Source organism: Streptomyces sp. AC550_RSS872, assembly GCF_019049285.1.
GTDB lineage: Bacteria > Actinomycetota > Actinomycetes > Streptomycetales > Streptomycetaceae > Streptomyces.
Genome location: NZ_JAGMUL010000122.1, coordinates 19,768 through 41,107, shown reverse-complemented (window position 1 = coordinate 41,107; position 21,340 = coordinate 19,768). Strand labels below are relative to the sequence as shown.

The 21,340-nt window shown below is 69.2% G+C and carries 24 protein-coding genes; 11 read left to right on the top strand and 13 right to left on the bottom strand.

From position 1 onward, the window contains the following. The coding region (locus tag KUM44_RS34985; RefSeq protein ID WP_217213787.1) for a hypothetical protein at positions 1 to 532 on the bottom strand (532 nt) is incomplete at its 3' end. 70 nt (positions 533 to 602) lie between these two features. Continuing rightward, a complete protein-coding gene (locus KUM44_RS34980; protein WP_217213786.1) occupies positions 603 to 1,034 on the bottom strand; it encodes a hypothetical protein in 432 nt (143 codons plus the stop codon). Between the two features lie 619 nt (positions 1,035 to 1,653). On the opposite strand from KUM44_RS34980, the gene KUM44_RS34975 reads away from it, so the two are divergent. The 4 genes from KUM44_RS34975 (at position 1,654) to recX (ending at position 5,610) form a co-directional block, all read left to right on the top strand. After that, on the top strand, positions 1,654 to 1,848 hold the full coding sequence (locus tag KUM44_RS34975; RefSeq protein ID WP_217213785.1) for a DUF3046 domain-containing protein: 195 nt from the start codon (positions 1,654 to 1,656) through the stop codon (positions 1,846 to 1,848). Between the two features lie 60 nt (positions 1,849 to 1,908). Further along, a complete protein-coding gene (locus KUM44_RS34970; protein WP_217213784.1) occupies positions 1,909 to 3,195 on the top strand; it encodes an AI-2E family transporter in 1,287 nt (428 codons plus the stop codon). Positions 3,196 to 3,549: 354 nt separating this feature from the next. Then, complete coding sequence (gene recA / locus KUM44_RS34965) at positions 3,550 to 4,674, top strand: recombinase RecA (protein ID WP_217213783.1); 1,125 nt, start codon at positions 3,550 to 3,552, stop codon at positions 4,672 to 4,674. 3 nt (positions 4,675 to 4,677) lie between these two features. After that, positions 4,678 to 5,610, top strand: a complete 933-nt coding sequence (gene recX / locus KUM44_RS34960; protein ID WP_217213782.1) for a recombination regulator RecX — start codon at positions 4,678 to 4,680, stop codon at positions 5,608 to 5,610. 227 nt (positions 5,611 to 5,837) lie between these two features. Here recX and KUM44_RS34955 read toward each other — a convergent pair whose 3' ends face one another. From KUM44_RS34955 to KUM44_RS34925, 8 genes are all read right to left on the bottom strand, one after another. Next, complete coding sequence (locus KUM44_RS34955; RefSeq protein ID WP_217213781.1) at positions 5,838 to 6,236, bottom strand: rhodanese-like domain-containing protein; 399 nt, start codon at positions 6,234 to 6,236, stop codon at positions 5,838 to 5,840. Beyond that, positions 6,233 to 6,802 carry a cysteine dioxygenase family protein gene (locus KUM44_RS34950; protein ID WP_217213780.1) on the bottom strand — a complete coding sequence of 190 codons (570 nt, stop codon included), beginning with the start codon at positions 6,800 to 6,802 and terminating at the stop codon, positions 6,233 to 6,235. Before KUM44_RS34950 ends, KUM44_RS34955 begins: the two co-directional genes overlap by 4 nt. 100 nt (positions 6,803 to 6,902) lie before the next feature. Beyond that, complete coding sequence (locus tag KUM44_RS47765; RefSeq protein WP_374202104.1) at positions 6,903 to 7,127, bottom strand: putative leader peptide; 225 nt, start codon at positions 7,125 to 7,127, stop codon at positions 6,903 to 6,905. A 14-nt stretch (positions 7,128 to 7,141) separates the two neighbouring features. Then, positions 7,142 to 8,824: an FAD-dependent monooxygenase gene (locus KUM44_RS34945; RefSeq protein ID WP_217213779.1), complete on the bottom strand. Its 1,683-nt coding sequence runs from the start codon at positions 8,822 to 8,824 to the stop codon at positions 7,142 to 7,144. A gap of 177 nt (positions 8,825 to 9,001) precedes the next feature. Beyond that, positions 9,002 to 9,934 (bottom strand): amino acid ABC transporter permease, encoded by a 933-nt coding sequence (locus tag KUM44_RS34940; protein ID WP_217213778.1) that lies wholly within the window; start codon positions 9,932 to 9,934, stop codon positions 9,002 to 9,004. Beyond that, positions 9,931 to 10,605, bottom strand: coding sequence for an amino acid ABC transporter permease (locus KUM44_RS34935; protein ID WP_217213777.1), 675 nt, complete (start codon positions 10,603 to 10,605; stop codon positions 9,931 to 9,933). The genes KUM44_RS34940 and KUM44_RS34935 overlap by 4 nt, the downstream gene beginning before the upstream one ends. Positions 10,606 to 10,701: 96 nt before the next feature. Continuing rightward, entirely contained in the window at positions 10,702 to 11,544 is an 843-nt protein-coding gene (locus KUM44_RS34930) for a glutamate ABC transporter substrate-binding protein (protein WP_217213776.1), read from the bottom strand. Positions 11,545 to 11,678: 134 nt separating this feature from the next. Beyond that, complete coding sequence (locus KUM44_RS34925) at positions 11,679 to 12,455, bottom strand: amino acid ABC transporter ATP-binding protein (protein ID WP_030046930.1); 777 nt, start codon at positions 12,453 to 12,455, stop codon at positions 11,679 to 11,681. A 288-nt stretch (positions 12,456 to 12,743) separates the two neighbouring features. Between KUM44_RS34925 and KUM44_RS34920 the strand changes: the two genes are divergently transcribed. Both KUM44_RS34920 and KUM44_RS34915 read left to right on the top strand, forming a co-directional pair. Next, entirely contained in the window at positions 12,744 to 13,430 is a 687-nt protein-coding gene (locus KUM44_RS34920) for a response regulator transcription factor (RefSeq protein ID WP_217213775.1), read from the top strand. Positions 13,431 to 13,439: 9 nt separating this feature from the next. Continuing rightward, a complete protein-coding gene (locus KUM44_RS34915) occupies positions 13,440 to 14,831 on the top strand; it encodes a HAMP domain-containing sensor histidine kinase (RefSeq protein ID WP_217213774.1) in 1,392 nt (463 codons plus the stop codon). A 131-nt stretch (positions 14,832 to 14,962) separates the two neighbouring features. On the opposite strand, the gene KUM44_RS34910 is transcribed toward KUM44_RS34915, so the two are convergent. Beyond that, positions 14,963 to 15,958 carry a TAXI family TRAP transporter solute-binding subunit gene (locus tag KUM44_RS34910; RefSeq protein ID WP_217213773.1) on the bottom strand — a complete coding sequence of 332 codons (996 nt, stop codon included), beginning with the start codon at positions 15,956 to 15,958 and terminating at the stop codon, positions 14,963 to 14,965. 93 nt (positions 15,959 to 16,051) lie between these two features. On the opposite strand from KUM44_RS34910, the gene KUM44_RS34905 reads away from it, so the two are divergent. The 3 genes from KUM44_RS34905 to KUM44_RS34895 all read left to right on the top strand — a co-directional run bounded on the left by KUM44_RS34905 (position 16,052) and on the right by KUM44_RS34895 (position 18,930). Next, complete coding sequence (locus tag KUM44_RS34905; RefSeq protein WP_217213772.1) at positions 16,052 to 16,456, top strand: MazG nucleotide pyrophosphohydrolase domain-containing protein; 405 nt, start codon at positions 16,052 to 16,054, stop codon at positions 16,454 to 16,456. 68 nt (positions 16,457 to 16,524) lie between these two features. Then, positions 16,525 to 18,039: a tRNA (N6-isopentenyl adenosine(37)-C2)-methylthiotransferase MiaB gene (gene miaB, locus KUM44_RS34900; protein ID WP_217213771.1), complete on the top strand. Its 1,515-nt coding sequence runs from the start codon at positions 16,525 to 16,527 to the stop codon at positions 18,037 to 18,039. Positions 18,040 to 18,189: 150 nt separating this feature from the next. Continuing rightward, positions 18,190 to 18,930 (top strand): class III extradiol dioxygenase subunit B-like domain-containing protein, encoded by a 741-nt coding sequence (locus tag KUM44_RS34895; RefSeq protein ID WP_217213770.1) that lies wholly within the window; start codon positions 18,190 to 18,192, stop codon positions 18,928 to 18,930. Between the two features lie 71 nt (positions 18,931 to 19,001). On the opposite strand, the gene KUM44_RS34890 is transcribed toward KUM44_RS34895, so the two are convergent. Together KUM44_RS34890 and KUM44_RS34885 are read right to left on the bottom strand one after the other, a co-directional pair. Next, positions 19,002 to 19,271, bottom strand: coding sequence for an antitoxin (locus KUM44_RS34890; protein WP_217213769.1), 270 nt, complete (start codon positions 19,269 to 19,271; stop codon positions 19,002 to 19,004). 24 nt (positions 19,272 to 19,295) lie between these two features. Then, the gene (locus KUM44_RS34885; protein ID WP_217213768.1) at positions 19,296 to 19,565 is read right to left on the bottom strand and encodes a hypothetical protein; all 270 of its coding nucleotides are present in this window, start codon (positions 19,563 to 19,565) and stop codon (positions 19,296 to 19,298) included. A gap of 182 nt (positions 19,566 to 19,747) precedes the next feature. On the opposite strand from KUM44_RS34885, the gene miaA reads away from it, so the two are divergent. Continuing rightward, the gene (gene miaA, locus KUM44_RS34880) at positions 19,748 to 20,686 is read left to right on the top strand and encodes a tRNA (adenosine(37)-N6)-dimethylallyltransferase MiaA (protein WP_217213767.1); all 939 of its coding nucleotides are present in this window, start codon (positions 19,748 to 19,750) and stop codon (positions 20,684 to 20,686) included. A 108-nt stretch (positions 20,687 to 20,794) separates the two neighbouring features. Continuing rightward, on the top strand, positions 20,795 to 21,307 hold the full coding sequence (locus tag KUM44_RS34875) for a hypothetical protein (protein WP_217213798.1): 513 nt from the start codon (positions 20,795 to 20,797) through the stop codon (positions 21,305 to 21,307). The last annotated feature ends 33 nt before the right edge of the window (positions 21,308 to 21,340 follow it).

Here is a 21,340-nt window from a genome sequence, read left to right as displayed (position 1 = left end):
CGGTGCGGAAGGCGCCGACGAAGGTGCCCTGCGTCCAGCGGCGCTCCACCACCTGGATCGGCTGTGCGTACTGCCCCGGGCTCAGGTTCGTGGTGAAGGTGAACGTGGTGGACGTGGACCCGTTGCGCTCGTAGGAGGGGGTGATGCTGCCGAGCACCTGGTTGAGGTAAGGAACAGGGTTGCTGACGCTGAGCCCGACCGACCACTTCCAGCCCGTCGTCTTCTGCTCGCCCCAGGCGTAGGAGCAGCCGGGGACGTTCGTGGGGCAGCGGAACGTCGGTCCGCGCCACACCCAGTCCTGGTAGGTGTTCCGGGCCTGGGTCTGTGCCTTGGCCCAGGTGGTGTCGCCCTTGCGGATGTCGTAGCCGTCCGGCTTCCAGCACCAGGTGTCCGCCGAGGCGGAACCGGGCGAGGCCAGCAGGACGAGCGGGGCGAGACCCATGGCCAGCGCCGGCGCCAGCCAGCGGCGGCGGCTCTTCTTCTTGTTCACGGCGGGCTCCGCCTCGGGGGGTGCCGTGATGTGGGGACGCACTTGGGTGGCTCCTTGTGGGGGGTGGGTCAGCGGAGAGAGAGGCTCCGGTGCTGCGAGCGGTGCACGAAGGTCAGTGCCTGTTGACGACGATCAGGTGGTACTGGTCCTGGGTCGTGCTCCAGTCGCCCCACCAGTCGTCGTTCTTGCTCCAGCCCTCGCAGTTCTGGCCGCGGTAGGCCGTCAGCGAGACCTTGTCGCTGTTGGAGAACCACACGCTCTTCCAGTGGCTCGTGCTGTGGGGCCGACCGCCCTGGAGGCACCGGTCCCACCGGTGGCCGTTGGGCTGGGTGACACTGATGCGCCAGCTGTACGCGTCCACGCTGTGGTTGGAGATCGCGACGCAGGCGGTGAAGACGGGGGAGTTGCAGGCGGGGTGTGGGATGGGGCGGGGCGGGGGAATGGTAGCGGCACCGGCCTCACCGGCGGCCAGGGTCAGCGACCCACCTACCATGGCGGCGACGGCCAGGGCGCCGCCGAACTTCTTGCGGAGTGAACGGGACAAGGCCCCGCTCCCTTCTGTCCTGTCGGTTCGGGCAGACATGACTTTCCGGGGGCGTGGGTTGATCAGGGAGTCGGATCCAGGGGACTAATCAATTCCGGTCCGCTCAGTCACTCACCATCACTGGAGCCGCATCGAGTGGTCATCCTTCGTTCAGCTCGCGTATGTCAGCTTCATACTTCGCGCCCGTCCACAGGGCGTGAAGGGCCGTATCGACCCCTCCTGGGTGGACCCGGTCGGGCAGGCCGAGGGCGCGGCTGCGTCCTGACGCCGAAGACTCCCAAGCGGGCAGGGTCTGTTCGGCACGGTCGCCATGGAACCCAGGAGAACGCCGAGAAGGCGCCGCACAGCGGGGCTGGACACCATGAAGGCGCCGGCCAAGTCCTGCTCAACCAAGGCCCGCGAGCTGATCGTCTCCCCCGCCCGCCGGCTTGGGCACGCTGGCCCTGGCTTTACTCTGCGTACATACGCGCACTTCATGCACGACGCCGGCACGCGAGGTCGCGCCGCCATGGATGCTTGGTTGAGAGGGGAGACGAACTCCCTGGAAACCCCCTGACGGTCATGCAGGGGCGTGAGAGGCTGGAAACATGCAGGTCATGGCGGGTGTGGAGCGGAATTCATGCGGTTGACGGTCTTCTGGGAGCGGATGGCGGACCACTTCGGTCCGGGATACGCCGACACCTTCGCGCGCGACCATGTGATGGCGGAGCTCGGCGGGCGCACGGTGCACGAGGCGCTGAACAGCGGCTGGGAGGCCAAGGACGTGTGGCGTGTGGTCTGCGCCGTCATGAACGTTCCGGGGGAGAGGCGCTGACAGGTCACGAAGATCGCAGGACGGCAGCCGGTTGTCGGTGGCGTGGGCGACACTTGCTCCGTGGCACGCACTGACGAGACCGGGCAGCCCGCCCGGCACGCATCGCCGTTCGGCACGACGCCGCCCACCCCGCCGCCCGGCGAGGGCGCCGCCGGGCCGGACGCCCGCATGCCTCGTTGGCTTCCGCGCGCCCTGGTGCTCGCGCTGGCCCTCGTCGGCGCGTTCCAGCTGGGCAGCTGGGCCTTTCACCAGCTCACCGGGCTACTGGTCAACATCCTCATCGCCTTCTTCCTGGCCCTGGCCATCGAGCCGGCCGTGAGCTGGATGGCCTCGCGTGGCATGCGCCGGGGGCTGGCCACCGGCATCGTCTTCCTCGCCGTGATCGTCGTGTCCGCCGGATTCGTGACGCTGCTGGGGTCCATGCTCGCGGGCCAGATCATCAAGATCGTCGAGGACTTCCCGGACTACCTCGACTCGGTCATCAACTGGATCAACGCGCACTTCAACACCGAGCTGCGCCGTGTCGACGTCCAGGAGGGCCTGCTCCGTTCCGACTGGCTGCGCAACTACGTGCAGAACAGCGCCACCGGAGTCCTGGACGTGTCCGCCCAGGTCCTCGGCGGTCTCTTCCAACTGCTGACGATCACCCTGTTCTCGTTCTACTTCGCCGCGGACGGCCCGCGACTGCGCCGCGCGCTGTGCTCCGTACTGCCGCCCGCCAAGCAGGCGGAGGTGCTGCGCGCGTGGGAGATCGCCGTCAACAAGACCGGCGGCTACATCTACTCGCGCGGCCTGATGGCGCTCATCTCCGGCATAGCCCACTACATCCTGCTGGCGAGCCTGGACGTGCCGTACGCGCCCGCGCTCGCCGTCTGGGTGGGCCTGGTCTCGCAGTTCATCCCCACCATCGGCACGTATCTCGCGGGCGCCCTGCCCATGCTGATCGCCTTCACGGTCGATCCCTGGTACGCGCTGTGGGTGCTGGTCTTCGTCGTGGTCTACCAGCAGTTCGAGAACTATGTCCTACAGCCCAAGCTGACCTCGAAGACCGTCGACATCCATCCCGCGGTCGCCTTCGGTTCCGTCGTCGCGGGCACCGCCCTCCTGGGCGCGGTGGGTGCGCTGATCGCCATCCCGGCCATCGCCACACTGCAAGCGTTCCTGGGGGCGTACGTGAAGCGTTACGACGTCACGGACGATCCCCGGGTCCATGGGCACCGGGGCCGGGGAGCGGGGCGGGGTCTGGTCAAGCGCGCTCGTGCGCTGTGGGCCCGGCGGCCGGGATCGGCGAAGCCGGGGGTGGGCGCGGGGGATTCCGGGGAGAGCTCCACGGAGAATTCCGGCTGAGGAGAGCGTGCGGGGCTGTCCAGGCAGCGTGTGGCTTCCTGGGGACGCATGCTCTGCCTGGGAGTCTGCTCATGGCCCGCGTGCGGGGAGTGAGGGCCCGCCGGGCCGAGGATCCGGGGCGTCCCGGGCCGCGAACGTAGTCTCGTAGGTGACGTGTGATGCGCTTGACACAAAAATCGAACATCCATTCTCATGAAGGCTCCGGCGAGGCGCTCGGCGGGCATTTCGCCCCGCTTTCGATGGAGAAGTTCCCGAGTTATCCACAGGCCGGACGGGCGTCGGGGCGCATTGTCAGTGGCAGGCGTTAGCGTCTTTGACGTGAAGCGATCGACTCAAGCAAATCGGGTGGAACCCATGGCAGGAACCGACCGCGAGAAGGCCCTGGATGCCGCGCTCGCACAGATTGAACGGCAATTCGGCAAGGGCGCGGTCATGCGCATGGGCGAGCGGTCGATGGAGCCCATCGAGGTCATCCCGACCGGGTCGACCGCGCTCGACGTGGCCCTCGGCGTGGGTGGTCTGCCCCGCGGCCGTGTCGTCGAGATCTACGGACCGGAATCCTCCGGTAAGACCACGCTGACCCTGCACGCGGTGGCCAACGCCCAGAAGGCCGGCGGACAGGTCGCCTTCGTGGACGCGGAGCACGCCCTCGACCCCGAGTACGCCAAGAAGCTCGGCGTCGACATCGACAACCTGATCCTCTCCCAGCCCGACAATGGCGAGCAGGCCCTGGAGATCGTGGACATGCTGGTCCGCTCCGGTGCCCTCGACCTCATCGTCATCGACTCCGTCGCCGCGCTCGTCCCGCGCGCGGAGATCGAGGGCGAGATGGGCGACAGCCACGTCGGTCTTCAGGCCCGTCTGATGAGCCAGGCCCTGCGGAAGATCACCAGCGCGCTCAACCAGTCCAAGACCACCGCGATCTTCATCAACCAGCTCCGCGAGAAGATCGGCGTGATGTTCGGCTCCCCGGAGACCACGACCGGTGGCCGGGCGCTGAAGTTCTACGCTTCGGTGCGCATCGACATCCGTCGCATCGAGACCCTGAAGGACGGCACCGACGCGGTCGGCAACCGCACCCGCTGCAAGGTCGTCAAGAACAAGGTCGCGCCGCCCTTCAAGCAGGCCGAGTTCGACATCCTCTACGGCCAGGGCATCAGCCGTGAGGGCGGCCTGATCGACATGGGCGTGGAGCACGGCTTCGTCCGCAAGGCCGGCGCCTGGTACACGTACGAGGGCGACCAGCTCGGCCAGGGCAAGGAGAACGCGCGCAACTTCCTGAAGGACAACCCCGACCTGGCCAACGAGATCGAGAAGAAGATCAAGGAGAAGCTGGGCGTCGGCGTGCGGCCGGAGAAGCCTGCTGTCGAGCCGGGCGCGGACGCCGCGGTCTCCGCCACTCCGGACGACGCCGCGAAGACAGTGCCCGCTCCGGCGGCCAAGGCAGCCAAGACCAAGGCTGCGACCGCCAAGAGCTGACCCGTGACACGGCGAACGGACTGGGCCGAGTACGCCGCCTACCCGGACGCTCCGCGCGAGCGGAGACGAGGCGGCGACGAGGGCTCCTCCGGGATGGGCGGCCACGCCCATGCAGGAGACGCGGCCCATGACGCGGACCGGGAGAACGACGACACGGCGCCGTACGGCAGACGCAGGTCCTTCGGCGGGTACGGCGACGGGTCGGGGCTGGCGTACGGCGATGAGCCGGGCCAAGGCGCGGTGGACGGCGAGGCGTGGGCGGAGGGCGGTTCGGTACATGGCTCCGGTGCGCCCGGTGGGGGCTCGCGTCGTAGCCGGGGTGGGGCCCGGGGCTCGGACGGCTCACGCGGGCATCGTCGGCGCGGTCGTACAGGGCCGCCGGGTGAGGACGGAGGCGCCTCTTCCTCGTCGAGGGCCGAGGAGAGGACGCCCCTGGCGGACCCGGTGGAGCAGGCGCGGGCGATCTGCCTGCGCCTGCTCACCGGGACCCCGCGCACGCGGAAGCAACTCGCGGACGCCCTGCGCAAGCGCGAGATCCCGGACGATGCCGCCGAGGAGGTGCTGTCGAGGTTCGAGGAGGTCGGCCTGATCAACGACAGTGCGTTCGCGGAGGCCTGGGTGGAGTCCAGGCACCATGGCCGGGGGCTCGCCCGACGCGCGCTCGCCCGGGAACTGCGTACCAAGGGCGTCGACTCCACACTGATCGACGAGGCTGTCTCCCAGCTCGACTCCGAACAGGAAGAGACGACCGCACGCGAACTCGTCGCCCGCAAGCTGCGTTCCACGCGTGGCCTCGACCGCGACAAACGCCTGCGCCGCCTCGCGGGCATGCTCGCCCGCAAGGGCTACCCCGAAGGCATGGCTCTACGGGTGGTCCGACAGGCCTTGGAGGAAGAGGGCGAGGACACGGAGTTCCTCGGGGACGAGGGGTACTGATCCCGACGGCCGCGGCACCGTGGAGGGCCTGCACATGGGCCTGGACCTGAGCGAAGGCCGACGACGATCGCGGAGGTTTCCGGCCCCGAACACGGTGGACGCGCGGGGGCGCCCATCGCGTTCGGGGCCGGTCAGTAATCAGGTGGGTCTGTGTCGTGATCAGGTGGGTCTGTAGGGCACGGTCCCGCTCCGCTGCCCTCGGTCACTCTCGCCTTAGCCTCCAGCTCCTACGTCACCGGAAGCCCCTCCGCCCGCCACGCCTGGAAACCTCCGACCAGGTCGGTGGCCCGGTGCAGTCCCAGTCGCCGTAGCGATTCGGCTGCCAGACTCGACGCGTACCCCTCGTTGCAGATCACCACGACCAGAAGGTCGTGACTCGTTGCCTCGGGGGCGCGATGGCTGCCCCGTGGATCGAGTCGCCACTCGAGTTCGTTGCGCTCGACCACGAGGGCCCCCGGGATCAGACCGTCCCGCTCACGCAGGGCCGCGTACCGGACATCGACCAGCAGGGCCTCGCCGGACCGGGCGGCCTCGTACGCCTCCTGCGGCTCGATCCGCGTGTAGCCCGCGCGTACCCGCTCCAGCAACTCGTCGATGCCGACCGGCTGCTCACTCACGCCGCTCACTGCCAGTCCTCCGGGCGCTCCACCTGCTCCAGGCGCAGGATCGGCCCGCTGCGGCTGAAGCGGCGGATGCGCGGCAGCGGTGGGTAGTAGGCGTGCACGGAGATCGCATGCTGGTCGAAGGACTCGTTGAGGACCTCGTGCACATGGTGATGGCCGAAGGAGCGGCCCTTTCCGGCCGGCAACCGCCGTTCCCGGTCCACGTCCTCCGTCAGTTCCAGCGTCTTCCAGCCGTCGGCGGGCAGCCGGACCGCGAGTGCGTTCTCCTTGAGCTCACCAGCCGCTGTGACGAAGGCGCCGACCGAGTCGGCGTGGTCGTGCCAGCCGGTGCCCGTCCCGGGCGGCCAGCCGATCAGCCAGGCCTCGCTGCCACCGGGGCCTTCGAGCCGTACCCAGGTGCGCCCTTCGGGGTCGAGGGGGAGCGAGGCGATCAAGTCGGCGTCGGCGGCCGTACGCCGTACGAAGTCGAGAAGGTCCGCCTGCGTCGGCGTGGAGGTTGCCGTGGAATTCGACGCGGGAGGCGTGACAGCCGGGTCGGAAGCGGCAACGGCGGCAGGAGAGACAGACACGGGCACCGTCCTGAAGAGAGTTCGCGAAGTGCGCGCGACGGCACCGGCGACAGAATCAGGAGGCCAGGAGCAGCGCGCGCGAGAAGACAGAGAGGCGAGTTCAGCAGGACGGGCGACACACGCAGCCCGCATAGCGGACGAGGTCCATATGGACCCTCCGCCACAGGCGCACACAGGTGTCGGTCACGATCCGGAGTACACCATGCCGGTGCGGACCGGTCAACTTACTGTCACTATGCGGACCACACAGTGACGGTGAGTGGCGCTTCCGGGGCAGGGTCTGTTCTGTTCGCTTTCGATGAGGAGCTTGCTTGTTCGTTCTCATCACCGACGACGGCATCAGCGCGAGCCGGCCGCAGCCTCCGCCTCCTCGGCGGCCTCGGCGGACTGGGTCGTCTTGGTCGTCTTGGTCGTCTTGACCGATCCGCCCAGCGCCGCCTCGGCCGCCATGTACAGATCGGCCGGCCGCACGCCGCTCAGGGCGGTCACCAGGTGGCCGTCGGGTCGGACGAGCAGCACGCTGTGCGCGGCCGCCCCCGGATAGCTCTCCGCGACCAGAAGTTCGGCGGGATACGGCAGCGCCGTCACCGCGGCCGCCAGCCGTGGCATGATCCCGGCGGTCGCCCAGTGCTTGCGGTCCCACACGCCCGTGCCCGGAGCGATCAGCAGGACCAGCAGCGCGCCGCGTCCGAGCCGGTCCCGCAGTCGTACGAAGGAGCCGTCCTCGGCCGTGACGCGTACGTCCATGACCGGTGCACCGCGCGGCGTGTCCACCGGTACCTCGCCCTCCAGCTGCGGGGGCGCGAGCGGTGAGTCGGCGTACGTCCCCGGCGCACCGATCGCCCCCTGTCCGAGGTGGCCGTCGATCAGCAGCGCGTCATGGCCCCGGGTGGAGCCGGGGACGTATGCGCGCAGCCCTCCGCCGCCGCGCAGCAGCGGCAGTGCCTGGTCGGCGGCGCGCAGCCGGGCGGCGACGGCCGCGCGCCGCTCCGTCTGGTAGCTGTCGAGCAGCGCTTCGTACGGCCCGTGGTGCCAGGCCGATGCCAGCTTCCAGGCGAGGTTGTCGGCGTCCCTCAGCCCCTCTTCCAGCCCATGCGTGCCGAGCGTGCCGAGGCAGTGGGCCGCGTCTCCGGCGAGAAAGACGCGGCCCACGCGCCAGCGGCGAGCCAGGCGGTGGTGGACCGTGTGCACTCCGGTGTCGAGGAGTTCGTACGGCGGTGTCGGCCCGTCGGACCAGCCGGCGAGCGTCTCGCGGACGTGCGTCACCAGCAGCTCGGGTGTGACCAGGTCCATGCCTGGTGGGAGCAACCAGTCAAGGCGCCAGACCCCGTCCGGGAGCGGCCGTCCGGTCACCTCCCCGCCCGAGGGTCCGGACGTCCGCCACGGCGGCATCCGATGGAGCAACGCCTGGCCCTCCCACGGAAGTTCCACATGCAGCGCGGCCACGGCGTGTCGCTCCACCGCCGTACGTCCGGGAAAGCGGATGTCCTGGAGTTTGCGCACCGTCGAACGGGGGCCGTCGCAGCCGACCACGTAACTGCCACGCCACCAGGTGCCCTTGGGGCCACGGGTGTGGACGGTGACGCCCGAGGCCTCCTGCTCGATGGCGTCCAGGCGACTGTCCACGGCGACCTTGACGAGCCGTTCGTCGGCGAGGGCCGCGCGCAGGGCACCGGTCAGCACGTGCTGGGCGATGTGCAGGGGGGCGGGGTTCGTGACGCTGACGCCCTCGCGCCCCTCCGCTTCCTCCGCGGCGTCGTAGAACGTGACCTCGCGCATCACCTGCTTGCGCCGCATCGCCCGCCATCCGGCCCAGTGGGCGCCGGCCTCGGAGAGCGGCGTGCCCGTCAGGCGTTCCACGAGGGCGGTGGTGTCCTCGCGCAGGACGACCGTGCGCGCGAGACGGGGTTCGTCCTTGCCGGGCCCCTCGTCGAGAACGACGGACGGCACCTCCTGACGGGCCAGCGCCAGGGCGAGCGTGAGCCCGACGGGCCCCGCTCCGACGATGATCACCGGGTCCACGGCGCGGCGCCCCCTGCCCGCAGCGGTGTCCCGAGGGACGCAAGTGAACAGAAAGTTGGAGCAGGGTGCACGATCACAGAACGTATGCAACCCATTGCCGGTGCTTGCGTCAAGTGACGAAGGGCAGTGGCGATCATGCCACTGCCCTTCGGGTCGTTCATGCTATTTGACTGTTCGTCAGGTATAGGTCCTGGAGCCCGGGAGGCCGCCGCCTTCGCCGCCGGTCCCGAAGGAGCCTCCGACCGCCGCCGGGTTGAGCTCCTCCATGTCCTCGGCGCTCAGGACCGCACCCGTGCTCTTCTTGCTGCGCCGCAGCCTCTTCTCCAGCCAACTCGCGAAGCTGGTGAGGATGAAGTTGAGGATGATGTAGATGATCGCCACCACGACGAAGCTGGGGACGTTGTTGCCGTAGTTGGCCGCCAGGGTGCCGCGTGCGTTGAGCAACTCGGTGAAGCCGATCATCACGCCGCCCAGCGCGGTGTCCTTCACGATGACCACGAGCTGGCTGACGATGGCCGGCAGCATGGCGGTGACCGCCTGCGGCAGCAGGATGGTCCGCATCGTCTGGTTCTTGCGCAGGCCGATCGCCATCGCGGCCTCGGACTGCCCCTTGGGAAGGGCGAGGATGCCGGCCCGCACGATCTCGGCGAGGACGGACGCGTTGTAGAGCACCAGGCCGGTGACGACCGCGTAGATCGGCCGCTGGTCAGTCGTGACGTTCGTCCAGCGGTCGTAGAACTCGTTGGCGAACAGCATCAGCAGCAGGACCGGGATCGCCCGGAAGAACTCCACCACCCAGGCGGCCGGCATCCGCACCGCCAGGTGGTCGGAAAGACGTGCGATACCGAAGACCGCGCCCAGCGGAAGGGCGATCACCATGGCCAGGGCCGCGGCCTTGAGCGTGTTGGCGAGTCCCGGCAGCAGATACGTCGTCCAGGCGTTGGACTCCGTGAACGGCTTCCACAGGGCCCACTCCAGCTGGCCCTTTCCGTCCATGGCGTCCCAGACGAACCACACGAGCAGGGCGAGCAGGGCGAAGAAGACCACCGAGATGAGCACATTGCGCCGCTTGGCGCGGGGGCCCGGAGCGTCGTAGAGAACGGACGTCATCGCTTCACCGCCAGTCGCTTGCTCAGCCAACCGAGGAAGAGGCCGGTGGGCAGGGTCAGTACCACGAAACCGAAGGCGAAGACCGCGCCGATGAGCACCGTCTGAGCCTCGTTCTCGATCATTTCCTTCATCAGGTAGGCGGCCTCGGCCACGCCGATCGCGGCCGCCACGGTGGTGTTCTTCGTCAGGGCGATCAACACGTTGGCCAGCGGGCCGATGACCGAGCGGAAAGCCTGCGGCAGGATGATCAGCCGGAGGGTCTGGCTGAAGGTCAGTCCGATGGCACGGGCCGCCTCGGCTTGGCCGAGCGGCACGGTGTTGATGCCGGAACGGATCGCCTCGCAGACGAAGGCCGCGGTGTAGGCGACGAGACCGAGGATCGCCAGGCGGAAGCCCTGGACCTTGAAGTCGGAGGCGCCCATCGTCACGCCGAAGACATCGGCGAGGCCGAGCGAGGTGAAGATGATGATGACCGTCAGCGGGATGTTCCGGACGATGTTCACATAGGCCGTGCCGAACCCACGCATGAGCGGGACCGGGCTGACCCGCATTGCGGCCAGCAGAGTGCCCCAGATCAGGGAACCGAGGCCGGAGATGGCGGTGAGTTTCACCGTCATCCAGAAGGCACCCAACAGGTTTGGGTCGTCATAGTCAGAAAGAAAGTCGAACACGATCTCCCGCGCTTCCGGGTGGGTGGCGTTTGTGGATAGCGCGACGCGCCGCCGCCCTGATCGCGGTGGACGGCGGCGCGCCGGTCAGGCACTGCGCTACTTGACGATGACGCCGATCTTCGGCGCGGGCTCGTTCTTGTAGTTGGCCGGACCGAAGTTGTCGGCGACCGCCTTGTCCCAGGCCTTCGAGCTGACCATCTTCTCGAGGGCGGCGTTGACCTTGTTCACGGTCTCGGTGTCACCCTTCTTCACACCGATGCCGTAGTTCTCGTTGCTCAGCTTGAGGCCGGCGAGCTTGAACTTGCCCTTGTACTGCTCCTGCGCAGCGTAACCGGCGAGGATCGAGTCGTCCGTGGTCAGGGCGTCCACAGTGCCGCTCTGCAGCGAGGAGATGCACTCCGAGTAGGTGGGGTTCTCCTTCAGGTTGGCCTTCGGGGCGAAGTCCTTCCTGACGTTCTGCGCCGAGGTGGAGCCGACCACCGAACACAGGTTCTTGCCGTTGAGGTCGGTGGCCTCGGTGATGTCCGAGTCCGTCTTGACCAGCAGGTCCTGGTGGGCGAGCAGGTACGGGCCGGCGAAGTCGACCTTCTGCTTGCGCTCGTCGGTGATCGAGTACGTCGCGGCGATGAGCTTCACGTCGCCACGGGCGAGCGCGTTCTCGCGGTCGGCGCTCTTCGTCTCGACGAACTCGATCTGGTCCGGCTCGTAGCCGAGCTCCTTCGCCACGTACGTGGCGACATCGACGTCGAAGCCGGAGAAGGTGCCGTCGGGCTCCTTCAGGCCCAGACCCGGCTGGTCGTACTTAATGCCGATCTTGATCTTGTCGCCGCCACCGGAGCCCGAGTTGCTGTCGCCGCCGCCGTCACCACCACAAGCGGTGGCGGTGATGGAGAGGACGATTGCAGCGGCGGCCGCGGCGGAGGCCTTGCGGAGCTTCATGGTGAACATCCTTTGTGTGAAGAAGAGATGCGTGCCGTCAGGAACGGCGGGTCACGCAGGTCGTCGGGTGCGTGAAGCAGTCCGTCAGTGGTGCGGGATCGCAGCATCTGCCGGTGGTGCGGAAACGCACCCCGTCAGTGATGCAGGATCTTGGACAGGAAGTCCTTTGCGCGGTCGCTGCGCGGGTTGCTGAAGAACTGGTCCGGCACAGCTTCTTCGACGATCTTGCCGTCCGCCATGAACACCACCCGGTTGGCGGCCGAACGGGCGAAGCCCATTTCGTGGGTGACGACGATCATGGTCATGCCGTCGCGGGCGAGCTGCTGCATGACCTCCAGGACCTCGTTGATCATCTCCGGGTCGAGCGCCGACGTGGGCTCGTCGAAGAGCATGACCTTGGGGTCCATGGCCAGCGCACGGGCGATGGCCACACGCTGCTGCTGGCCGCCGGAGAGCTGGGCGGGGTACTTGTCCGCCTGGCTGCCCACGCCCACTCGGTCGAGCAGGGAGCGGGCCTTCTCCTCGGCCTTCTTCTTGTCGGTCTTGCGGACCTTGATCTGGCCCAGCATCACGTTCTCGAGCACGGTCTTGTGCGCGAAAAGGTTGAAGGACTGGAAGACCATTCCGACGTCGGCACGCAGCTTGGCCAGCGCCTTGCCCTCGGCGGGCAGGGGCTTGCCGTCGATCGCGATCGTGCCGGAGTCGATCGTCTCCAGGCGGTTGATGGTGCGGCACAGGGTGGACTTCCCGGACCCGGAGGGTCCGATGACCACGACGACCTCGCCGCGGGCGATCGTCAGATCGATGTCCTGGAGCACGTGCAACGCGCCGAAGTGCTTGTTCACGTTCTTCAGGACGACCAGCTCGCCGGTCGCGGCCACATCTTCCTTGGCCACCGATACTTCGGTCATCGCTCTCAGGCTCCGTCCTCCTCGGTTGTGGGAGGACAGTAGTAACCGTATCCGACCTGCGTCATTAGTTCTGAGGGGAATCTGAGCATCACGATCCGATAGCAATCGGACACGTGTCGTAGCACTTGAGACCGGGCGCGTACCGGCTGCATAACGGAAGCCGTGAGCAACCGGAACCCACTTGACGGCGTCCTCGTCCATCAGCGTGACTTCCATGGTGCACGCGCGCGGGTGCACGCACTGTGTACCTACCTGAATCGTACGGCCGATGAACCCAAGGAGGCCGGGGTGAGACTGCTCCTCGTCGAGGACGACAACCACGTCGCCGCCGCGCTGTCCGCGGTTCTGGCACGGCACGGTTTCGACGTCACGCACGCGCGTAGCGGCGAGGAGGCCCTCCAGGCGCTCGTCCCCGAGGGCAACGGCTTCGGTGTCGTCCTCCTCGATCTCGGCCTGCCCGACCAGGACGGTTACGAGGTCTGCGGCAAGATCCGCAAGCGGACCAGCACCCCCGTGATCATGGTCACCGCGCGCTCCGACGTCCGCTCCCGCATCCACGGCCTCAACCTCGGGGCCGACGACTATGTGGTGAAGCCGTACGACACCGGAGAACTGCTCGCCCGCATTCACGCCGTCAGCCGGCGCAACGTCCAGGAGGACACCGGGGCGGGCGGCGACGGTGTGCTGCGCCTGGGCGCCGTACACATCGAACTGCCGACCCGCCAGGTCAGCGTAGACGGTTCGGTTGTCCAACTGACCCGCAAGGAGTTCGACCTCCTCGCGCTGCTCGCCCAGCGCCCCGGGGTGGTCTTCCGCAGGGAACAGATCATCAGCGAGGTGTGGCGCACGAGCTGGGAGGGGACCGGGCGCACCCTTGAGGTGCATGTGGCGTCCCTGCGCGCCAAGCTGCGCATGCCGGCGCTGATCGAGACCGTACGCGGCGTCGGCTACCGACTCGTCGCCCCGGCGTCGTAGCGGGCAAGAGTGCGCACTCGTCTCCTCCCGCTGCTGATCGTCCTGATGGCGGCGGTGCTGCTCGCCCTCGGCGTACCGCTCGCCGTCAGTCTGGCGTCGGCCCAGCAGCAGAAGGTGGTCGTCGACCGGATCGACGACACCGCGTACTTCGCGGCGATCGCGCGGCCCGCCGCCGACACCACGACCGGCTCCCGCGACGACCTGCGCATCCTGAGCCGGGAGCTTGAGAGCTACTACGAGGTCTACGGCATCCGGGCGGGTGTCTTCCTGCCCACCGACACGCCCCTGGCCAGCGGCCCGACGACCTGGCTCCTGCCCGATACCGGCGAAGAGCGCGACGCCTTCAAGGAGTCGCTGCTGAGCCGACGCAGCCACGATCCCCAGCAGGTGTGGCCCTGGCAGCGCAACCGCCTCGTCATCGCCTCGCCGGTCATCCGGGACGGTGACGTCGTCGCGGTCGTGGTCACCGACTCGCCCACCGGGCAGATGCGTTCGCGGATCCTGCACGGCTGGCTGATCATCGGCGCGGGGCTGACGGCCGCGATGCTGGTGGCCGTCGGGGCCGCCCTCAGGCTGACCGGCTGGGTACTCAGGCCGGTGCGGGTACTGGACGTCACCACGCACGAGATCGCGAGCGGCCGCATTAAGTCACGCGTCGCGGTGGCCAGCGGCCCGCCGGAACTCAGACGGCTGGCCCGGTCGTTCAACGAGATGGCGGACAACGTCGAGGACGTGCTGGAGCAGCAGCGTGCCTTCGTCGCCGACGCCTCGCACCAGCTGCGCAACCCCCTCGCGGCGCTGTTGCTGCGCATCGAACTGCTCGCCTTCGAACTCCCCGAGGGCAATGCGGAGATCGCCTCGGTGCAGGCCGAGGGCAAGCGCCTGGCGCAGGTCCTCGACGATCTGCTCGACCTCGCCCTGGCCGAGCACACCGAGGCCGACCTCCGGCTGACCGACGTCGGCGCGCTGACCGCCGAGCGCGTCGCGGCCTGGGCCCCGACCGCCGAGGCCAAGGGCGTACGACTGGTGGGCACCTGTCCGCCCACCACCGCCTGGGTCGACCCTGTGGCCCTGTCCAGCGCGCTGGACGCGGTGATCGACAACGCGGTCAAGTTCACGCCGGGAGACGAGCGCGTCGAGGTGACCGTCACCTCCAACGGCAGGACGTCGACGATCGAGGTGGCCGACAACGGCCCCGGCCTCACCGACGAGGAACTCGCCCGCATCGGCGACCGCTTCTGGCGCAGCGGCCGCCACCAGAACATCAAGGGCTCGGGTCTTGGCCTGTCGATCTCCCGGGCACTGCTCGCACCGGGCGGCGGCTCGATCGCGTACGGCCGCCATGAGCCGCACGGGCTACGGGTGACGGTGACGGTGCCGAGGTCGGGCCCGAGGCCGTAGCGGGTGCGGGTGCGGGTGCGGGCGCGTTTGCGGGTCGGCGGGTTCCTGCTGTCGCCTACGGCTGGTCCAACGGACTGCGCTACGGCTGGTCCGAGGCGGGCAGGGCTACGGCTGGTCCGACGCGGCCTGCGCTACGGCTTCACCGAGCGGTAGTAACGCTTGGCGCCCTCGTGCAGCGTCAGCGGGTCGGTGTAGATCGCCGTACGCAGGTCGACGAGTTGCGCGGAGTGGACGTGGGCGCCGATGCCGTCGCGACTCTTGATCACCGTCCGGGTCAGCCATTCGGTGAGCCGGGGGTCCATGTTCTTGCGGGTGATCAGCAGGTTGGACACGGCGATCGTCGGCACCGTGGCGCCGTCCTGGATGCGGGGGTAGGCCGATTCCGGCATGTTGGTCGCTCGGTAGAAGTGGGCCGCGTCCCCCTGGGCGTGCACCTTGGCGACGAGGTCCGCGTCGATCGGCACGAACCGGAACGCGGAGGTCTTGGCGAGCTCCTCCAGGCCGCCCGTCGGCAGTCCGCCCGACCAGAAGAACGCGTCCAGCTCGCGTCCCAGCCGCTTGGGCCCGGTGTCGATGCCGTCCGCCCTGGGCGTGATGTCCTTCTCCGGATCGATGCCGGCGGCCTCCAACACGCGGGTGGCGATCAGGCGCACGCCGGAGTTGGGCAGCCCTATGGCCACCCGCTTGCCCTTCAGGTCCGCGACGGAGCGGATGTCGGAGTCGGGTGGGACGACGAGCTGCACATAGTCGTCGTACAGGCGGGCGACGCCGCGCAGCCGGTCCGTGACGGGCTTGCCGCCCATCCTGAACGTGTCCACGGCGTCGGCAGCGGCGATCGTGAAGTCGGCTTCACCGCTCGCCACGCGTTCGACGTTCTCCTGCGACCCGGCGCTCGTCGTCAGCCGCACCTTCAGCTGCGGCATGTCCTTGGCGAGCTCCTCGCGCAGGAGCTCGCCGTACTCCTGGTAGACCCCCGCGCGCGTGCCCGTACTGAACGTGATCGTCCCGCTCGGCGGGTCCTCACCGAGCGGCAGCAGCCACCACAGCAGCAACCCGAGGGTCACGAGCCCGGCGGCCGCGCCCTCGACGGTCCGGCGCCTGCTGATGCGGGTGAATGCCTTGAACATGGCCGCGATCCTGCCAGCCGGTACGCGGTGCTGACCAGGGCAGGGGTCACAGGGGAGGCGAGGGGTGTCAGACCCGGCCGATACAGTCGCCGCATGAGTTCCTCTCCCGCCGACCTGGTCCGTGAATTCCACCTCGCCTTCGGCCTCGACGCCCGCAGAACGCCGACCGAGGTCTCCCCGGAACTCGCCGCCCACCGTGGAGAGCTGCTCGCCGAGGAGGCCGCGGAGGTCGCCGAGGTCTCCGTGACCGGCCCGCTCGACAAACTCGCGCACGAGCTGGCGGACGTCGTCTACGTCGCGTACGGCACGGCCCTGGTCCACGGCATCGACCTCGACGCCGTACTGTCCGAGATCCACCGCTCCAACATGACCAAGCTGGGCCCGGACGGCCGGATCTCCCGCAGAGCCGACGGCAAGGTCCTCAAGGGCGAGCACTACGAGGCCCCGGACGTGTCGGGCGTGCTGCGCCGGCAGGGGTGGGCGGCTCCCGCGCGGTAGCTCTATTCCGCCGCTTCAGCCCTCTTGGGCCGGGGCGACGGGTTCTCGTGACCGCATACCCTTGTCCCATGAGCAGCAGCGACCGGAGCCAGGCAGTGGACGTGAAGACATACGAGGTGCGCACCTACGGGTGCCAGATGAACGTCCACGATTCCGAGCGATTGTCCGGGCTGCTCGAAGACGCCGGTTACGTGCGCGCGCCCGAGGGCTCCGACGGTGACGCGGACGTCGTCGTCTTCAACACCTGCGCGGTGCGCGAGAACGCCGACAACAAGCTGTACGGCAACCTCGGCCGCCTCGCGCCGATGAAGACCAAACGGCCCGGGATGCAGATCGCGGTCGGCGGCTGCCTCGCGCAGAAGGACCGCGACACCATCGTGAAGCGGGCGCCCTGGGTGGACGTCGTCTTCGGCACGCACAACATCGGCAAGCTCCCCGTCCTGCTGGAACGCGCGCGCGTGCAGGAGGAGGCGCAGGTCGAGATCGCCGAGTCGCTCGAGGCGTTCCCGTCGACGCTGCCGACCCGGCGAGAGAGCGCCTACGCGGCCTGGGTGTCGATCTCCGTCGGCTGCAACAACACCTGCACCTTCTGTATCGTCCCCGCTCTGCGCGGCAAGGAGAAGGACCGCCGCCCCGGCGACATCCTCGCCGAGGTCGAGGCCCTGGTCGCCGAGGGAGTCAGCGAGATCACGCTGCTCGGCCAGAACGTCAACGCGTACGGCTCCGACATCGGAGACCGCGAGGCGTTCAGCAAGCTGCTCCGGGCCTGCGGGACCATCGAGGGTCTGGAGCGCGTCCGCTTCACGTCCCCGCACCCGCGCGACTTCACGGACGACGTGATCGCGGCGATGGCGCAGACCCCGAACGTGATGCCGCAGCTGCACATGCCGCTCCAGTCCGGTTCGGACACGGTCCTCAAGGCGATGCGCCGCTCCTACCGCCAGGAGCGCTACCTGGGGATCATCGAGAAGGTCCGCGCCGCCATCCCGCACGCCGCGATCACCACCGACATCATCGTGGGCTTTCCGGGCGAGACCGAGGAGGACTTCGAGCAGACGCTGCACGTCGTCCGCGAGGCGCGTTTCGCCCAGGCCTTCACCTTCCAGTACTCCAAGCGCCCCGGCACCCCCGCGGCCACCATGGAGAACCAGATCCCCAAGGCGGTCGTCCAGGCGCGCTACGAGCGTCTCGTCGCCCTCCAGGAGGAGATCTCCTGGGAGGAGAACAAGAAGCAGGTCGGCCGTACCTTCGACCTGATGGTCGCCGAGGGAGAGGGCCGCAAGGACGGCGCCACGCACCGCCTGTCCGGCCGCGCCCCCGACAACCGACTGGTCCACTTCACCAAGCCGGAGCAGGAGGTCCGCCCCGGTGACGTCGTGACCGTCGAGATCACGTATGCCGCACCCCACCACCTCCTCGCCGAGGGAGCCGTCCTGAACGTGCGCCGCACGCGCGCGGGCGACGCCTGGGAGAAGCGCAACGCCGCCGAGGCCACCAAGGCCGCGGGTGTCATGCTGGGTCTGCCCAAGGTGGGCGTGCCCGAGCCGCTGCCGGCCGTCACCGGGGGCTGTGCCATCGACTGACGGGACCGGGAGACCGGACCGCGAGGGCGTGCACATGGCTCAGGGGGCGGTCTGGGCGCCTGCCGCCTGCTGTACCGGGGACGTCGTCTCGGGCAGCCTCGCGGATGTCGTCCCGGGTCGCCTCCGGGGCCTCGCAGTAGGCTGCCGATCATGCTTGTCGCTGCCGCCGTCTGCCCCTGCCCGCCCCTCCTCGTGCCCCTGGTCGCCGCGGGCGCCGCGGGCGAGCTGGACGCCGCGCGGGCTGCCTGTACGGATGCGCTGGGCCTGCTCGCCGCTGCCCGGCCGGACCGGCTCGTGGTCGTGGGGCCCGCCGAGGAGAGCGGGCGGCGGACGTATCCGCAAGGGACGTGGGGTACGTTCCGGGGCTTCGGTGTGGACATCGACGTACGGCTGGGCCGGGGCGCAGGTCAGGGTGACGGCGACGCGCCCGATTCGGCGCTTTCGGACCCGCGGCTTCCGTCCTCGCTCGCCGTCGCCGCATGGCTGCTGGAGCGGACCGGATGGTCGGACGCCCCGATCGAGGGACTCGGTGTGGGGGAACCTCTTCAGGCCGAGCGGTGTATTGAAATCGGAAGGGACATCGCCGCCCGGGCCGAGCGGGTGGCAGTGCTGGCGATGGGCGACGCCAGCGCCTGTCGCACGCTCAAGGCGCCCGGATACCTCGACGAGCGAGCGGCCCCGTTCGACGCGTCCGTCGCGCGTGCGCTGGGTGACGCGGACGTGGCCGCCCTGAGGGCACTGGACACCGAACTCGCGCACGAGCTGAAGGCGTCGGGCCGGGCCCCCTGGCAGGTCCTCGCGGGCGCCGCGGAGGAGGCGGGTCTCTCGGGCGCCTTGCTGTACGAGGACGCGCCGTACGGGGTGGGCTACCTGGTCGCGACCTGGTCGTAGCGCACGCCGCTTCCGAAAACGGCGGACGGCCGGGAGCCGTCAAGCTCCGCGGCCGTCCGTCGATGTGCCGTTCAGGTGGTCGGCGGGGGTGCGTCCGGCGGCGGTGTGCTGCTGCCGGTCGCCGTGTCGTCGCCCTTGTGCGCGAGTCGGTCCATGGCGCCCTTGGCCTTGCCCGTGCCCGTGTGGATCCTGTCGCTGTACTTGCCCTTGGTCTTCTCGTCGACGACCTTCGCGGCCTTGTCGAGACCGTGCTGGATCTTGCCCTCGTGCCGCTGCGCGAGGCCGGAGACCTTGTCCTTCGCCGGGGCGAGTTTGGCTTTCAAATTATCCTTCAGACCCATCGTTCACCTTCCCGCGCGGGGCAGTTACGTGCGGGCGCCCTCACCGGCCTCGCTGTCGGCCGCCTCGTCGGCGGACTGCTGCTTGGGGATCTCGACGCCGTCGTCGGCGTCGGTCTCGACGGACTCCGCCGCCGTCGGTTCGGCCGCGTCCTCGGCCTTGGTCCCGGCCGACCCCTGCGCCTCCGCCGCCTCCTCCGCCGCGGGCTCGGCCGTTGGTGTGTCGGCCTGAGCCTCGACGGTTGACGCCTCCTCCGTGGCCTTCGACCGCCGGAAAAGTCGTGTGAAAACGCCCATATCCACTCCATACGTTACTCGTGCGGGCGAAATCCCGCGTCGTCCGGTGCGTCCGTTTGCGCCCCCGGGTCGCCGCCTCCGCGAAACCGGCGGCGAAAACCTCGCAACAGGCAACGACCCCGCGCGTGTGCCGTCACGTAACTCGTTCGAGGCCACCCCGTGAGGTTTGCGAGACTGGGGCGGTGAGCAGCGCACCCCCCGCCCCCCGCGTCATTGCCGTAGTCGGACCCACCGCGGCCGGAAAGTCCGATCTGGGCGTCTTCCTGGCCCGGCAACTCGGGGGTGAGGTCGTCAACGCCGACTCCATGCAGCTCTACCGAGGGATGGACATCGGCACCGCCAAGCTGACGCCCGACGAGCGGGACGGCGTTCCGCACCATCTCCTGGACATCTGGGACGTGACGGTCACGGCGTCCGTCGCCGAGTACCAGAGGCTCGCGCGTGAGCGGATCGACGCGCTGCTCGCCGAGGGGCGCTGGCCGATCCTGGTCGGCGGCTCGGGACTCTACGTCCGTGGGGCCGTCGACAACCTGGAGTTCCCCGGCACCGACCCCGAGGTCAGGGCCCGGCTGGAGGAGGAGCTCGCACTGCGCGGTTCCGGGGCGCTGCACGCCCGCCTGGCCGCCGCCGACCCCGAGGCCGCCCAGGCCATCCTCCCCAGCAACGGCCGCCGTATCGTACGCGCCCTCGAAGTGATCGAGATCACCGGCCAGCCCTTCACAGCCAACCTCCCCGGTCATGACTCGGTCTACGACACGGTCCAGATCGGCGTCGGCGTGGCCCGTCCGGAGCTGGACGAGCGCATCTCGGGCCGGGTCGACCGGATGTGGGACGCCGGGCTGGTGGACGAGGTCCGCGCGCTGGAGGCGCAGGGGTTGCGTGAGGGGCGTACGGCCTCGCGCGCGCTCGGCTACCAGCAGGTGCTCGCGGCGCTCGCCGGGGAGTGCACTCTGGAAGAGGCGCGGTCCGAGACCGTACGTGCCACCAAGCGCTTCGCGCGCCGCCAGGATTCATGGTTCAGGCGCGACCCGCGGGTGCACTGGCTGAGTGGGGCTGCGGCGGACCTCACAGAACTTCCGCATCTCGCACTGGCGTTGGTCGAACGACCGGTTACAGCCTGATCACGTGATGGCATCGGGACGCTCCGGCCGTCATCCCGGCCTCCGGTGCCATGCCATCATCGAGCTTCGATCGACCAAGTGGAGTCCGAGTTGGGAGGGCGCGTGGCGATGGAGGCCGGCCCTCGCGACACCGCAGAAGGCACCGAGAACGTCACCGCTGACCGGGGCGAACCGGAGCGGGACGGCGACCGTCGGAGCCCCGACGGGCCGGACGGCATCGACGAGACCGAGGGTGGCGTCACCGATGACGGCCCCGAGCCCGAGGAGATGTACGCGAGCGGCCCGGAGGTCGAGGTCGAGCTGCGCCCGCAGCGCCGGCTGCGCATCTGGCAGCTCGCGCCCATCGTCTCCCTGGCCGCGGTCGGCTCCCTGATGTTCGCGTTCCCGCTGGCCTTCGACTTCGGCGACAGCGGGGCCGTGATCGCCATGCTGGGGCTGCTGATCTGCTCCTGTGCGGCCGGCTGGGGCATGATGGCCGCTCGCCGGGTCGGCTACACCTGGCCCGGGCTGCCGCAGCGGGGCTCCGGTCGCAGACCGGACTGGCGGGTCGTGCTGGCGTACGTCCTGCTCGTCGCCGCGATCGTCGTGCTGGCCGTGTGGCGAGTGGCTCGCCTGCGCTGAGGACTGTCCTTACGGGTCTGTCGTAGCGGCACC

What these genes read in the sequence shown, in the direction of transcription:
- miaB (WP_217213771.1), top strand. Translation starts at nt 16,525, where the DNA reads ATGAGCAGCAGCGACCGGAGCCAGGCAGTGGACGTGAAGACATACGAG.
- KUM44_RS47765 (WP_374202104.1), bottom strand. Translation starts at nt 7,127, where the DNA reads ATGAGAACGAACAAGCAAGCTCCTCATCGAAAGCGAACAGAACAGACC.
- KUM44_RS34930 (WP_217213776.1), bottom strand. Translation starts at nt 11,544, where the DNA reads ATGAAGCTCCGCAAGGCCTCCGCCGCGGCCGCCGCTGCAATCGTCCTC.
- KUM44_RS34925 (WP_030046930.1), bottom strand. Translation starts at nt 12,455, where the DNA reads ATGACCGAAGTATCGGTGGCCAAGGAAGATGTGGCCGCGACCGGCGAG.
- recA (WP_217213783.1), top strand. Translation starts at nt 3,550, where the DNA reads ATGGCAGGAACCGACCGCGAGAAGGCCCTGGATGCCGCGCTCGCACAG.
- KUM44_RS34890 (WP_217213769.1), bottom strand. Translation starts at nt 19,271, where the DNA reads ATGGGTCTGAAGGATAATTTGAAAGCCAAACTCGCCCCGGCGAAGGAC.
- KUM44_RS34905 (WP_217213772.1), top strand. Translation starts at nt 16,052, where the DNA reads ATGAGTTCCTCTCCCGCCGACCTGGTCCGTGAATTCCACCTCGCCTTC.
- KUM44_RS34910 (WP_217213773.1), bottom strand. Translation starts at nt 15,958, where the DNA reads ATGTTCAAGGCATTCACCCGCATCAGCAGGCGCCGGACCGTCGAGGGC.
- KUM44_RS34895 (WP_217213770.1), top strand. Translation starts at nt 18,190, where the DNA reads ATGCTTGTCGCTGCCGCCGTCTGCCCCTGCCCGCCCCTCCTCGTGCCC.
- KUM44_RS34885 (WP_217213768.1), bottom strand. Translation starts at nt 19,565, where the DNA reads ATGGGCGTTTTCACACGACTTTTCCGGCGGTCGAAGGCCACGGAGGAG.
- KUM44_RS34875 (WP_217213798.1), top strand. Translation starts at nt 20,795, where the DNA reads ATGGAGGCCGGCCCTCGCGACACCGCAGAAGGCACCGAGAACGTCACC.
- KUM44_RS34940 (WP_217213778.1), bottom strand. Translation starts at nt 9,934, where the DNA reads ATGACGTCCGTTCTCTACGACGCTCCGGGCCCCCGCGCCAAGCGGCGC.
- KUM44_RS34975 (WP_217213785.1), top strand. Translation starts at nt 1,654, where the DNA reads ATGCGGTTGACGGTCTTCTGGGAGCGGATGGCGGACCACTTCGGTCCG.